The organism is Rhabdothermus arcticus, assembly GCF_055382915.1.
In genome coordinates this window covers 908,260-922,488 of sequence record NZ_AP043808.1, presented here as the reverse complement: position 1 = coordinate 922,488, position 14,229 = coordinate 908,260, and the positions used below count along the sequence as shown (strand labels likewise).

Annotated in this window: 9 protein-coding genes; 7 read left to right on the top strand and 2 right to left on the bottom strand. The window is 66.7% G+C overall.

The features are described from left to right. Positions 1-105 precede the first annotated feature (105 nt). Together rpsI and rplM are read right to left on the bottom strand one after the other, a co-directional pair. Entirely contained in the window at positions 106-492 is a 387-nt protein-coding gene (rpsI, locus tag ACZ48Y_RS04750; RefSeq protein ID WP_464742678.1) for a 30S ribosomal protein S9, read from the bottom strand. Then, entirely contained in the window at positions 492-923 is a 432-nt protein-coding gene (gene rplM / locus ACZ48Y_RS04745) for a 50S ribosomal protein L13 (protein WP_464742676.1), read from the bottom strand. The genes rpsI and rplM overlap by 1 nt, the downstream gene beginning before the upstream one ends. Positions 924-1,032: 109 nt before the next feature. Here rplM and ACZ48Y_RS04740 point away from each other — a divergent pair, with 109 nt between their 5' ends. The 7 genes from ACZ48Y_RS04740 (at position 1,033) to ACZ48Y_RS04710 (ending at position 14,229) form a co-directional block, all read left to right on the top strand. After that, positions 1,033-1,296, top strand: a complete 264-nt coding sequence (locus ACZ48Y_RS04740) for a 4a-hydroxytetrahydrobiopterin dehydratase (protein WP_464742674.1) — start codon at positions 1,033-1,035, stop codon at positions 1,294-1,296. 72 nt (positions 1,297-1,368) lie between these two features. Continuing rightward, positions 1,369-1,965 carry a hypothetical protein gene (locus ACZ48Y_RS04735; protein ID WP_464742672.1) on the top strand — a complete coding sequence of 199 codons (597 nt, stop codon included), beginning with the start codon at positions 1,369-1,371 and terminating at the stop codon, positions 1,963-1,965. A 62-nt stretch (positions 1,966-2,027) separates the two neighbouring features. Further along, positions 2,028-3,227 (top strand): argininosuccinate synthase, encoded by a 1,200-nt coding sequence (locus ACZ48Y_RS04730; RefSeq protein WP_464742670.1) that lies wholly within the window; start codon positions 2,028-2,030, stop codon positions 3,225-3,227. Further along, entirely contained in the window at positions 3,214-4,608 is a 1,395-nt protein-coding gene (argH, locus tag ACZ48Y_RS04725; protein WP_464742668.1) for an argininosuccinate lyase, read from the top strand. Before ACZ48Y_RS04730 ends, argH begins: the two co-directional genes overlap by 14 nt. After that, positions 4,605-5,126 carry an N-acetyltransferase gene (locus ACZ48Y_RS04720; protein ID WP_464742822.1) on the top strand — a complete coding sequence of 174 codons (522 nt, stop codon included), beginning with the start codon at positions 4,605-4,607 and terminating at the stop codon, positions 5,124-5,126. The genes argH and ACZ48Y_RS04720 overlap by 4 nt, the downstream gene beginning before the upstream one ends. Next, positions 5,116-6,291, top strand: a complete 1,176-nt coding sequence (gene carA / locus ACZ48Y_RS04715; RefSeq protein WP_464742666.1) for a glutamine-hydrolyzing carbamoyl-phosphate synthase small subunit — start codon at positions 5,116-5,118, stop codon at positions 6,289-6,291. The genes ACZ48Y_RS04720 and carA overlap by 11 nt, the downstream gene beginning before the upstream one ends. A 1,506-nt stretch (positions 6,292-7,797) precedes the next feature. Next, positions 7,798-14,229, top strand: a complete 6,432-nt coding sequence (locus ACZ48Y_RS04710; protein ID WP_464742664.1) for a CARDB domain-containing protein — start codon at positions 7,798-7,800, stop codon at positions 14,227-14,229.

The following is a 14,229-nucleotide window of genomic DNA, read 5'->3' as shown; positions in this document are numbered from 1 at the left end:
TTGCCCGGTTCCTGGCAGCCAGGGTGTTCAGGCGGTGGCCTGGAGGGCCCGCTCGTCCATGAAAACGGGGGCCGGAAACCGGCCCCCGGACGGCGCCAACGGGGGTTAGCGCTTCGAGTACTGCGGTGCGCGACGGGCCTTGTGCTTGCCGTACTTCTTGCGCTCGACCACGCGGGCGTCGCGGGTGAGCAGCCCGGCGGGCTTGAGCTTTTTGCGGAACTCGGGGTTGTACTTCTCGAGCGCGCGGGCGATGCCCAGCTTGATCGCGTCGATCTGGCCGGTGGTGCCGCCGCCCTTGACGGTGATCACGGCGTCGAACTTGCCCACCATGTCCACCACGCGCAGCGGCTCCAGGGCGCTGACTGCCTTGATGACGCCCCGGAAGTAGTCCTGAAAGGACTTGCCGTTGACCACGATCTTCCCCTCGCCGGGGCGTAGGAAGACGCGGGCCACCGATTCTTTGCGTCGGCCGGTGCCGTAGTACTGCTCCATTACCTCACCTCCAGCTCGAGGGGTTCAGGGTTCTGCGCCGCGTGGGGATGGTTCGGGCCGGCGTAGACCTTGAGCCGTTTGAAGAGCTTGCGACCCAGGCGGTTCTTGGGAAGCATACCGCGGACCGCGTGCTCCAGCACCCGCTCCGGGTGACGCTTGAGCATCTCACCCGCGGGAATCCGCTTCAGCCCGCCCTGGTAGCCGGAGTAGCGGGTGTAGATCTTGTCCTCGAGCTTCTTCCCGGTCAGCTTCACCTGATCCGCGTTGATCACCACCACGTAGTCGCCGACCGGCATGTTGGGGGTGTATTCGGGCTTGTGCTTGCCGCGAAGGATGTGCGCGATCTGGGCCGCGAGCCGACCCAGGGTCTTGCCCTTCGCGTCGATGAGGTACCATTTGTGTTCTACGTCCTTGGGCACGAAGGTCTTCACGAGGCGCCCTCCCTTGTTCGCGTTCTCCTCGTCCGGGGTGAACGGGTGGGGGAAAGCCCCGTCCGAGGTGCCAGCGAGAAGTATAGCATAGAAAGGAAGGAGGGCCAAGATGGACGTACCGAGCGATCTTCCTGGATGGACGGTGGAGGAAGGACGCCTGACCAAGACCTTCGCCTTCGAGACCTACGCCGACGGGGCCGCGTTCGCGATGCGGGTGGCCCTGGACGCCGAGCGCCACGACCACCACCCGGACGAGCTGGCGATCCTCTGGAAGCGGGTGCGGGTGGCCTACGTGACCCACGCCGCGGGGGGGATCACCGACAAGGACCTGGCCGCCGCTCGCCGCGTCGAGGCTTATTATCATCACCGATAGCTAAGTTTGCATTTATCTGTTTTGGAAACTTTAGCCTTATATGCTAAAATACATCCTCGGAGGTGGTCGATGATGGCCAAGTTGACGTTGGCGGAGCAGTATACCCTGCGGGCCTTGACCGGGCGCGTGGTCGGGCAGGCGCTGGCCCAGGCGGCGCCGGACGCCTCGCTCGGCGTGGTGACCAACAAGAGCTTCATCTGCGCGGCGCTCACCGGGGCGCTCGAGGCCGCAGAGCTCGCCGAGAAGGGCGGCCTGATGGAGGTCAAGACCGGTCTTGCCACAACCCCGGACGAGGTCAAGGCCGCGATCGAGGCGGTCAAGGATGCGGACACCGTCTTTTTGGCCTTTGGCGGCGAGGTCGGCCCGGAGGTCAACAAGCCGCTGACCGAGGCCGCTTTGCTCGCGCTCAAGGAGGCCGGCTACCTGGGCGAGATCTTCTTCCACGTGCGCATCTGGGCGCCGGGCTTCGTCAAGGAGGTCATCGAAAAGCACCCCGAGCTGAAGGACTACCTCGAGGAGCTGCCCATGAGCACCTTTACCTTTGACCTGGACAAGGGGGTCTTCATCCTCCACGACATCTACCTCGAGGACGGCGAGCTGAAGACCGAGCCGGTGCGGGTGCTGCCGTTGACCCACGAGCACCTCGAGCTCCTCAGGCGCAGCCTCTAACGCCTGACCGCTACGCCCTCGCGGCCATCGGCCGCGGGCGTTTTTCTTGTATATTTGTGCAGATGAAGATCGTACTCGCCTACTCCGGGGGGCTGGACACCAGCGTCATCCTCAAATGGCTCAAGGAAACCTACGGCGCCGAGGTGATCGCCTTTACCGCGGACATCGGTCAGGGGGAGGAGGTCGAGGCGGCGCGCAAGAAGGCGCTCGAGACCGGGGCCGAGAAGGCCTTCGCGCTCGATCTGCAGGAGGAGTTCGTGCGCGACTTCGTCTTCCCCATGATGCGCGCCGCGCCCCTTTACGAGGGCTACTACCTACTCGGCACCGCGATCGCTCGGCCGCTCATCGCCAAGTACATGGTCAAGCTCGCCGAGGAGGAGGGGGCCGAGGCGGTGGCCCACGGCGCCACCGGCAAGGGCAACGACCAGGTGCGCTTCGAGCTCACCGCCTACGCCCTGAACCCGGACATCCGGGTGATCGCACCCTGGCGGGAGTGGGACCTGAAGGGGCGTCCCGACCTGATCGCCTACGCCGAGGCCCGGGGCATCCCGGTGCCGGTGACCAAGGAAAAGCCCTACTCGGTGGACGCGAACCTCCTGCACACCTCCTACGAGGGGGGGATCCTCGAGGACCCCTGGGCCGAGCCCCCCGCGGAGATGTTCCAGCGCACCGTCGATCCCACCCAAGCCCCCGACGCGCCGGAATACGTCGAGATCACCTTTGAACGGGGCGACCCGGTGGCGGTGAACGGCGAGGCCCTCTCCCCGGCGGCGCTGCTCGCCCGGCTCAACGAGATCGCCGGCCGCCACGGGGTGGGGCGGGTGGACATGGTGGAGAACCGCTACGTGGGGATGAAGTCCCGGGGGGTCTACGAGACGCCGGGGGGGACGCTGCTCTACCACGCGCGGCGGGCGGTCGAGTCCCTCACCCTGGACCGGGAGGCGCTTCACCTGCGCGACCAGCTCGCCCCGAAGTACGCCGAGCTCGTCTACTACGGCTACTGGTTCGCCCCCGAGCGCGAGCGGCTGCAGGCCCTCTTCGACGCGGTGGCCGCCGACGTCAGCGGCACCGCGCGCTTGAAACTTTATAAGGGAAACGTGTATATCGCGGGGCGCAAGAGCCCGGTCTCGCTCTACGACCAGCGATTGGTCTCCTTCGACGAGGCCGGCGACTACGACCAAAAGGACGCCGAGGGCTTCATCAAGATCAACGCCCTGCGGCTCAAGGTGGCCTCGAGGGTGAAACGCCGTGGCGGAGAATAAAAAACCCTGGGGCGGGCGGTTTACCGAGGAGACCGACGCCCTGGCCCAGCGCTTCAACGCCTCGCTCTCCTTCGATCGGCGGCTCTGGCGGGAAGACCTCGAGGGCTCCCGGGCCCACGTGCGGATGCTCGAGGCCGTCGGCCTGCTCACCCCTGAGGAGGCCAAGGCGATCCTCGAGGGCCTGGACCAGATCGAGGCCGAGATCCGCGAGGGGCGCTTTCCCTGGCGCGAGGCCCTGGAGGACGTGCACATGAACATCGAGGCCCGCCTGGTCGAGCTGGTCGGCGAGGTGGGCAAGAAGGTGCACACCGCCCGCAGCCGCAACGACCAGGTGGCGACCGACCTGCGGCTTTGGACCAAGCGCGCCCTGACCGAGGTCGAGGCCGCGATCCGCGAGCTGCAAAAGGCGCTCCTCGAGGCTGCCGAGGCCCACCTCGCGGCGGGGACGATCCTGCCCGGCTACACCCACCTGCAGCGGGCCCAGCCGATCCTGCTCGCGCACTGGTTTTTGGCCTACTTCTGGATGCTCGAGCGCGACCTGGGGCGGGTGCGGGACGCCCGAGGTCGCCTCGACGCCTCGCCGCTGGGGGCCGCGGCCCTGGCGGGGACCTCGTTCCCCATCGACCGCTTCATGACCGCGAAGGCCCTGGGGTTTGCCCGTCCCATGCCCAACTCCCTGGACGCGGTGGCCAGCCGGGACTTCGTCCTCGAGGCCCTCTCGGCGCTGGCCATCCTGGCCACCACCCTCTCCCGGCTCGCCGAGGAGCTGATCCTCTACTCGAGCTTCGAGTTCGGCTTCGTCGAGCTGCCCGACGCCTTCGCCACCGGGAGCTCGATCATGCCCCAGAAGAAGAACCCGGACATCCCCGAGCTCATTCGCGCCAAGGCGGGGCGGGTGCTCGGGAATCTGGTCGCGCTCTTTTCCGTGGTCAAGGGGCTCCCCCTGGCCTACAACAAGGACCTTCAGGAGGATAAGGAGCCGCTCTTCGACGCGGTGGACCAGGTGCTGCCCGCGCTTAAGCTGCTGGCGCGGATGATCCCGGAGCTCCGCTGGCGTCCCGAGGTGATGGCCCGGGCGGCGAAGGGGGGGTTCGCCCTGGCCACCGACCTCGCCGACTACCTGGCCAAGAAGGGCGTGCCCTTTCGCGAAGCGCACCGGGTCGTGGGCGGGCTGGTGCGCCGGCTGGCGGAGGCGGGCCGGGAGCTCGAGGCCCTCACTCTGGAGGAGCTCAAGGCCGCGCACCCGGCGTTCGAGGCCGACGCGCTGGCGCTCTTGGACCTCGAGGGGGCGGTCAGGAGCCGCGCCGTCTACGGCGGCACCGCACCGGAGGCGGTGAAGGCTCAGCTTGAGGAGGCGAAGCGGACGTGGACCAGCGGATGAAGCTGGAGCTCAAGCCGGTGCGGCTGCCCCCGGCCAGGAAGGGGGCGCCCTACACCCTGCGCAAGGCCCGCGTCTTCGACGTGCCGCAGATCCACGACCTGATCCGCTACTGGGCCCGGGAGTCCTTCATGCTGGTGCGTTCCAAGAGCCAGCTCTATGAGTTCCTCCGTGACTTCCACGTGCTCGAGGAGGAAGGCGGGGTCCTGGTGGGGATCGTGGCCTTGCACATCGTCTGGGAGGACCTGGCGGAGATCCGCTCCCTGGCAGTGCACCCCGAGCGCCAGGGGGAGGGCCTGGGACGGGTCTTGGTCGGTGCGGCGGAGGCCGAGGCCCGGGCGCTCGGCCTGCCCAAGGTCTTCGCCTTTACGATTCAAGAGGGGTTCTTCCTCAAGCTCGGCTACCGGGTCGAGGCCCCGGAGGCCTTTCCCCGCAAGGTCTGGTTCGAGTGCGTGGACTGCCCCTTTCAGGACCACTGCCCGGAGGTTCCGGTGATCAAGGAGCTGACGCATGCTGGATAGAGAGCGCGCGGTGCTGGTGCTCGAGGACGGCGAGGCCTACCCTGGCTTCGCCTTCGGCTACCGGGGGAAGACCCTCGGCGAGGTGGTCTTCAACACCTCGATGACCGGCTATCAGGAGATCATGACCGACCCCAGCTACCACGGTCAGATCGTGGTCATGACCTACCCGCACATTGGCAACTACGGGGTCAACGTCTACGACATGCAGTCCAACCGTCCCTGGGTCAAGGGGTTCGTGGCCCGGGAGTTCAGCCGCGTGGCCTCCGGGCCCCGGGCCCAGGAGACGCTCGCCGAGTTCATGGAGGCGCACCGGGTGGTGGCGATCGAGGGGATCGATACCCGCAAGCTGGTGCGCAAGATCCGCGAGGGCGGGGTGCTAAAGGGGGTCATCGCCCACGCCAGCGCCCTGGGGAAGGCGCCGGGGGAGGGGTTTTCCAAGGACGAGCTCGAGCTGTTGGCGCGCGAGGCGCGGGCGTGGCCGGACATCGACGGGCGCGACATGACCCCGGAGGTCACCACCCCGGTGCCCTACGCCTTTCCCACCCTTCGTGTGGGGGGCAAGCGGGTGGTGGTGATGGACTTTGGCATCAAGCACGCGATCGTCGAGCAGCTGGGAGCGCTGGGGTTGGAGGTGATCGTGGTGCCGGGCAAGACCACCGCCGGGCAGATCATGGCCCTCGAGCCCGACGGCCTCTTGGTCTCCAACGGCCCGGGCGACCCGTTCGGCCCCACCTACGCCCACGAAACCCTGCGCGAGCTCATCGGGCAGCTTCCGATCTTCGGGATCTGCCTCGGCCACCAGCTCCTGGCCATTGCCGCCGGGGGCCGTACCTACAAGATGAAGTTCGGCCACCGAGGGGCGAACCAGCCGGTGAAGAACCTGCTCGACGGCGCGATCGAGATCACCAGTCAGAACCACGGCTACGCGGTGGACCTCAACTCGCTCCAGGGCTTCATCGCCACCCACGTCAACCTAAACGACGCCACCCTTGAGGGCATGGCCCACGAGCACTACCCGGTCTTCTCGGTGCAGTACCACCCGGAGGCGAGCCCCGGTCCCCACGACTCCCGCTACCTCTTCAAGCGTTTTCTCGAAGAGGTCCAGGCGTTCGATCGAAAAGGACAAGCTCAAGGCAAGGCGTTCCCGGATCGCTTCGGGGTGTAGGTCCTTAAGGTCCCTTTAAGCCACCTCTTCTGAATCTGCAACCCCCCAAATGGGGGGTTGCATCCGGGCATTGTTTTCGTATTCTGTTTGTCGCTTCGGGGTGCGATGAACCCTGTTCGGAAGGATGGGCGCCAGCCGGGCAGGGGGAAGCAAGTGGCGCAACCGACCCGAACGCACAACTTGTAAATCGGGCCTCGGCCCGTTCGGCAGCGAGGGCGGCGATTCGCGTGCTTTCTCGGTTCCTCGCGCTGCGTTGGGAGTGACATTATGGGAGATTTGGGGTCGGTTGCGTCAAGAAGCGTTCAGCGTTTGTTTCAAACGAAGTGGGTTTCCCTTGCCGCGTTCTTTTTAATGCTTATCACGGCGTTCGCCAGTGCGACGAACCTGAGCTTCGTGAAGAACGGCGGCTCGTCGTGCTCCGGCTACACCAGCAGTTTGGTTGGCGACACCTGCACCTACTACAACGTCGCTCCTGGGATCGACGTCGAGGTCGAGCTCGTGGCGTTGAGCGGGGCCAACGAAGTTCAGGTAACCAACTTTGACGACGAGGAGAACGGCATCGGCGTAAATTCCGCCTTTCAGCCCCGCGTAGAGAAACTTTCAAGCGGCACGGGCTGGGTCTACGCGGAGTTCGAGTTTCGCTTTTATAAATCGGGGACGCGTGAGCCGGTGGCCATCGATTTTCCCGCGACCGCGGTCGACGTGGACGGGAAAAGGTATAATCTTAAGGAAGGCGTGGGTTTCCTCGGCATCGAGGGGTATTCCTTCAATGATCCCACGAACCTGGAGGCCACCGCCCTTGACGCGGAGCGCCTGTGGTATCGCTTCGCGTCGAAGACGTCTTTAACCTTGCCCAACATCGACTACACTTCATCCAATGCCCCCAGGCACATGGTGAGGGTGGATTTCCGCAAGACCCACAAGTTCCGTTACCGCGCCTACGTATACAACGCCGGGGCGAGCTCTGCGCGAATGTTCTCGCTTTACTTTCAGGACACCTATAACGGCTATTCGTTTCCTCAATGGGATACGGAAGTCCATACGCAAGTGGGCCGGTTGGTCTCCGGTCGCGTGTTAGAGGACCAAGCAGGCGACGGCGATGTCGCGGGTGACCCCGGCGTGGACGGCGCCACCGTGGACCTCTATAAGGGCAGCGGCACGAAGCTCGCGTCCACCACCTCCGCGAGCTACAACGGCGAGGCGGGCTGGTACGCCTTTCCCGTTCCGCTAAGCAGCACCCGGTACGTCGTGGTGGACTCGAAGACCGTTTCTCCGAACGCGGGCTTTAACGGGGGATCCGGCCAGGACGAGATTTGGGCCGAGCAGACCTACGGGGCTGGCGGAAACTGGGGCGGGACGCTCTGCGACACCGACGCCGACCCAAGCACCCAAGCCCAGCCGCTCACTTCCAGCGGGGCTTGTTTCGGTGGCCGAAGAGGCAACGTCTCCGACGATGCCTCGAGCTTTAATACCGCGGAACACGTGGCTGAAGTTAGCGTAAGCTCTTTGGACGTCTCGAACGTCGACTTCGGCTTCTCCTTCAACGTCGTCACCAACACCAACGATCGTGACGATGACCCTGCAAGCAATCGCACCGCCCAAGGCTCCCTGCGCCAGTTCATCCAAAACGCCAACGCGATTTCCGGCGCCAACATGATGCGCTTCGTGCCTGCGGTTCCCTTGAACAGCACGTCTTGGTGGACGGTGACGCTTCAAGATTCGAACCCGCTTCCCACCATTACCGATGATGGCACCACGCTGGATGGGACGGCCTATAGCTACCAAGACGGCGCGACGGTGCGCGACCCGAACGGCGGTTACGTGTCAGCGCCTGAACCGGTCGGCGTTTCCAGCACGACGCTGTCGTCGTATGCAAAGCCCGAGCTTGAAATCGATGTCAACGACACCGGAGACGGGTTTCGGGTGAACGCAAGCAGCACCACCCTGGAAAATCTGGCGCTTTACAACAGCCAAGCCCAAAGCGACGTGGCCCTCGTTCATGTCCTTTCGGGGACGGGCAACCTGGTGCAGGAGAGCTTCGTTGGCCCGCGGGCGGATGGCAGCGATCCTTTAGGGAACGATCGCGCGCGGGCAGGCGTCACGGTGGATTCGGATGCCGAGGCCAATGCCGTCCATAACTACATCGCCCATCTCTACAACACCGGCGTCGAAATGCATGGGTTCGGGGTGAGCGAGAAGAACTTCATCGAGCATATCGGCATGGGAGCACCTTGTGGTGACGGCATTTCGTTCGAGGGGACGCGTTCTCGGCGCGACCCCAGCAAGGTTGTAGCCAGGTACAACTACATACAAGACATCTCCGCCTACGGTGTGGAGTCCTGGGGTGCGCCCGGGGCCTACACCATTGAGGAAAACACCATCATCAATACCGGCGTGGGCGACGGCAATAGAAACTTTTGCGGTGGGAACAGTGATATCAACACCACCGAGCGCGGGGGCATCCGGATCTTCGGGTCGGGCAGCTTAGTGAAGAAGAACATCGTTCACGATGTGCCCGGACACGCGGTCGTGGTGGTGGCGGTTGACGGCAGTACGCCCTCTAAAGGGAACACCATCACCCAAAACAGCTTCTACCGCAACGGCGGCCTCTCCATCGACCTCGACCAGTCCCATTCTGATGGGACTGGAGGGAGCGTTAACCCCAACGGCGACGGGGTCACCCCCAACGACGGGCAGATTTCAGGCAACGAGCAAAACGAGGGGATGGACTACCCCGTCTTTACCGCCGCCGTCGTTTCAGGCGGCACCTTGCACGTCGAGGGGTATGTGGGCACACCCACGCAAAAGGTGACTGGAACTCACACCATCGAGGTTTACAAAGGCCACGACTATGGCAATAACGGCGGGGAAGTCGTCGCCGGCGACGGGCTTTCAAAGCCGCACGGCGAAGGTCGCTGGTACATCGGAAGCTGCACGACCAATAACGACGGCACCTTTGCTTGCGACCTCTCGTTGCCCTCCGGCATTTCGCTTGCAAGCGGAGACCCGATCACTGGAACCGCCACCAATAGCAGCGGAAGCACTTCTGAGTTTGGCGTTAATTTCACCTACCAGCCCGAGGCCGACCTAGCGATCAGCAAGACGGTCAGCCCCACCACGGCCGGCCCCGGCGACACCGTGACCTTCACCGTCACGGTGGAAAACCGCGGCCCCGACGACGCCACCGGCGTCGAGGTCAGCGACTCGCTGCCGAGCGGCTACACCTACCAGAGCAGCAGCGCCACCCAGGGCAGCTACGGCAGCGGCGTGTGGACGGTGGGCAACCTGGCGAACGGGGCCAGCGCCACCCTGACGCTCACCGCCACCGTCAACGCCAGCGGCGGCTACACCAACACCGCCACCGTGAGCGGCAACGAGACCGACCCGGACAGCAGCAACGACAGCGCCAGCGCCGGGATCACCTACCAGCCCGAGGCCGACCTAGCGATCAGCAAGACGGTCAGCCCCACCACGGCCGGCCCCGGCGACACCGTGACCTTCACCGTCACGGTGGAAAACCGCGGCCCCGACGACGCCACCGGCGTCGAGGTCAGCGACTCGCTGCCGAGCGGCTACACCTACCAGAGCAGCAGCGCCACCCAGGGCAGCTACGGCAGCGGCGTGTGGACGGTGGGCAACCTGGCGAACGGGGCCAGCGCCACCCTGACGCTCACCGCCACCGTCAACGCCAGCGGCGGCTACACCAACACCGCCACCGTGAGCGGCAACGAGACCGACCCGGACAGCAGCAACGACAGCGCCAGCGCCGGGATCACCTACCAGCCCGAGGCCGACCTAGCGATCAGCAAGACGGTCAGCCCCACCACGGCCGGCCCCGGCGACACCGTGACCTTCACCGTCACGGTGGAAAACCGCGGCCCCGACGACGCCACCGGCGTCGAGGTCAGCGACTCGCTGCCGAGCGGCTACACCTACCAGAGCAGCAGCGCCACCCAGGGCAGCTACGGCAGCGGCGTGTGGACGGTGGGCAACCTGGCGAACGGGGCCAGCGCCACCCTGACGCTCACCGCCACCGTCAACGCCAGCGGCGGCTACACCAACACCGCCACCGTGAGCGGCAACGAGACCGACCCGGACAGCAGCAACGACAGCGCCAGCGCCGGGATCACCTACCAGCCCGAGGCCGACCTAGCGATCAGCAAGACGGTCAGCCCCACCACGGCCGGCCCCGGCGACACCGTGACCTTCACCGTCACGGTGGAAAACCGCGGCCCCGACGACGCCACCGGCGTCGAGGTCAGCGACTCGCTGCCGAGCGGCTACACCTACCAGAGCAGCAGCGCCACCCAGGGCAGCTACGGCAGCGGCGTGTGGACGGTGGGCAACCTGGCGAACGGGGCCAGCGCCACCCTGACGCTCACCGCCACCGTCAACGCCAGCGGCGGCTACACCAACACCGCCACCGTGAGCGGCAACGAGACCGACCCGGACAGCAGCAACGACAGCGCCAGCGCCGGGATCACCTACCAGCCCGAGGCCGACCTAGCGATCAGCAAGACGGTCAGCCCCACCACGGCCGGCCCCGGCGACACCGTGACCTTCACCGTCACGGTGGAAAACCGCGGCCCCGACGACGCCACCGGCGTCGAGGTCAGCGACTCGCTGCCGAGCGGCTACACCTACCAGAGCAGCAGCGCCACCCAGGGCAGCTACGGCAGCGGCGTGTGGACGGTGGGCAACCTGGCGAACGGGGCCAGCGCCACCCTGACGCTCACCGCCACCGTCAACGCCAGCGGCGGCTACACCAACACCGCCACCGTGAGCGGCAACGAGACCGACCCGGACAGCAGCAACGACAGCGCCAGCGCCGGGATCACCTACCAGCCCGAGGCCGACCTAGCGATCAGCAAGACGGTCAGCCCCACCACGGCCGGCCCCGGCGACACCGTGACCTTCACCGTCACGGTGGAAAACCGCGGCCCCGACGACGCCACCGGCGTCGAGGTCAGCGACTCGCTGCCGAGCGGCTACACCTACCAGAGCAGCAGCGCCACCCAGGGCAGCTACGGCAGCGGCGTGTGGACGGTGGGCAACCTGGCGAACGGGGCCAGCGCCACCCTGACGCTCACCGCCACCGTCAACGCCAGCGGCGGCTACACCAACACCGCCACCGTGAGCGGCAACGAGACCGACCCGGACAGCAGCAACGACAGCGCCAGCGCCGGGATCACCTACCAGCCCGAGGCCGACCTAGCGATCAGCAAGACGGTCAGCCCCACCACGGCCGGCCCCGGCGACACCGTGACCTTCACCGTCACGGTGGAAAACCGCGGCCCCGACGACGCCACCGGCGTCGAGGTCAGCGACTCGCTGCCGAGCGGCTACACCTACCAGAGCAGCAGCGCCACCCAGGGCAGCTACGGCAGCGGCGTGTGGACGGTGGGCAACCTGGCGAACGGGGCCAGCGCCACCCTGACGCTCACCGCCACCGTCAACGCCAGCGGCGGCTACACCAACACCGCCACCGTGAGCGGCAACGAGACCGACCCGGACAGCAGCAACGACAGCGCCAGCGCCGGGATCACCTACCAGCCCGAGGCCGACCTAGCGATCAGCAAGACGGTCAGCCCCACCACGGCCGGCCCCGGCGACACCGTGACCTTCACCGTCACGGTGGAAAACCGCGGCCCCGACGACGCCACCGGCGTCGAGGTCAGCGACTCGCTGCCGAGCGGCTACACCTACCAGAGCAGCAGCGCCACCCAGGGCAGCTACGGCAGCGGCGTGTGGACGGTGGGCAACCTGGCGAACGGGGCCAGCGCCACCCTGACGCTCACCGCCACCGTCAACGCCAGCGGCGGCTACACCAACACCGCCACCGTGAGCGGCAACGAGACCGACCCGGACAGCAGCAACGACAGCGCCAGCGCCGGGATCACCTACCAGCCCGAGGCCGACCTAGCGATCAGCAAGACGGTCAGCCCCACCACGGCCGGCCCCGGCGACACCGTGACCTTCACCGTCACGGTGGAAAACCGCGGCCCCGACGACGCCACCGGCGTCGAGGTCAGCGACTCGCTGCCGAGCGGCTACACCTACCAGAGCAGCAGCGCCACCCAGGGCAGCTACGGCAGCGGCGTGTGGACGGTGGGCAACCTGGCGAACGGGGCCAGCGCCACCCTGACGCTCACCGCCACCGTCAACGCCAGCGGCGGCTACACCAACACCGCCACCGTGAGCGGCAACGAGACCGACCCGGACAGCAGCAACGACAGCGCCAGCGCCGGGATCACCTACCAGCCCGAGGCCGACCTAGCGATCAGCAAGACGGTCAGCCCCACCACGGCCGGCCCCGGCGACACCGTGACCTTCACCGTCACGGTGGAAAACCGCGGCCCCGACGACGCCACCGGCGTCGAGGTCAGCGACTCGCTGCCGAGCGGCTACACCTACCAGAGCAGCAGCGCCACCCAGGGCAGCTACGGCAGCGGCGTGTGGACGGTGGGCAACCTGGCGAACGGGGCCAGCGCCACCCTGACGCTCACCGCCACCGTCAACGCCAGCGGCGGCTACACCAACACCGCCACCGTGAGCGGCAACGAGACCGACCCGGACAGCAGCAACGACAGCGCCAGCGCCGGGATCACCTACCAGCCCGAGGCCGACCTAGCGATCAGCAAGACGGTCAGCCCCACCACGGCCGGCCCCGGCGACACCGTGACCTTCACCGTCACGGTGGAAAACCGCGGCCCCGACGACGCCACCGGCGTCGAGGTCAGCGACTCGCTGCCGAGCGGCTACACCTACCAGAGCAGCAGCGCCACCCAGGGCAGCTACGGCAGCGGCGTGTGGACGGTGGGCAACCTGGCGAACGGGGCCAGCGCCACCCTGACGCTCACCGCCACCGTCAACGCCAGCGGCGGCTACACCAACACCGCCACCGTGAGCGGCAACGAGACCGACCCGGACAGCAGCAACGACAGCGCCAGCGCCGGGATCGAGGTGGTCTATCCGTTGTTCTTGAAAAAACATGTGGACCGACCGACGGCGCGAATCGGGGAGGTGCTCACCTATACCCTCGAGGTCACCAACCCCTATCCGGTTGATGTGGTCTTCGACCTTCAAGACCACCCCGATCCTTCGCTCCGCTACCTGCCGGGTTCGGCGGAACCGGTGACCCCCGAGGTCGTGGACGGGGCCCTGGTCTGGCGGGGGTTGACCGCGCCTGCGAACGGCTCGCTCAAGCTGACCTACCGCATGCGCGTTTTGGCCCGTGTCGCCGGTGCCGCGTCGCCTCCGGTCGAACTGCGCAATACCGCGGCCCTCTTCGCCGCTGGAAAAGCCCAGGCGCTGGCCCAGGCCATGGCCAAGGTGCGCATCGTGGACGCCCCCTTCCTGGGCCGTCGCGCGACCCTGCTGGGCCGGGTCTACCTCGACCAGAACCAAAACGGCCGCTTCGATTCCGAGGACCTGCCGCTCCCCGGCGCGCGCGTCGTGCTCGCCGACGGGCGCCAGGTGCGCACCGACGTCGAGGGCCGCTACGCCTTCCGGGACCTTCCCGCCGGCGTCTGGTTGGTGGCCGTGGATCCGAGGAGCGTACCTGGAAGTTTCGCCCCCCATCCTGAAGCCACTGGCCAGCCCGGCACCCACCGCGTCGAGGCCATCGGCCTTACGGTCAGCGACTTTCCCCTGATTCCACCGAAGGGCCGGGTCTCGGTTTCGCGGACGACGCGGGTGCGCCTTGGGCCGCTCACTGTCGAGAAGAAGCTTCTACGGCTTGGAAACGGCCGCTACCGCGTGGTGCTCTATCTGCACGCGGCCGAGCCCATCTCCGGTGTGGTGCTGCGGGATCCCTTGCCCGACGGCGGCGCCAAGGTTTGGAAGTGGGATGCCTTTGTGGGTGAGCGAACGCTGACCTACGACGTGACGGGGAGGCCCGTCCTCACCGATCCCGAACTCGAGTGGAGGTACCGCTAA

Bases quoted from the DNA above. Each gene is read 5' to 3' on its own strand.
- rpsI (WP_464742678.1), bottom strand. From the start codon at position 492: ATGGAGCAGTACTACGGCACCGGCCGACGCAAAGAATCGGTGGCCCGC.
- ACZ48Y_RS04740 (WP_464742674.1), top strand. From the start codon at position 1,033: ATGGACGTACCGAGCGATCTTCCTGGATGGACGGTGGAGGAAGGACGC.
- ACZ48Y_RS04735 (WP_464742672.1), top strand. From the start codon at position 1,369: ATGGCCAAGTTGACGTTGGCGGAGCAGTATACCCTGCGGGCCTTGACC.
- ACZ48Y_RS04730 (WP_464742670.1), top strand. From the start codon at position 2,028: ATGAAGATCGTACTCGCCTACTCCGGGGGGCTGGACACCAGCGTCATC.
- ACZ48Y_RS04720 (WP_464742822.1), top strand. From the start codon at position 4,605: ATGAAGCTGGAGCTCAAGCCGGTGCGGCTGCCCCCGGCCAGGAAGGGG.
- carA (WP_464742666.1), top strand. From the start codon at position 5,116: ATGCTGGATAGAGAGCGCGCGGTGCTGGTGCTCGAGGACGGCGAGGCC.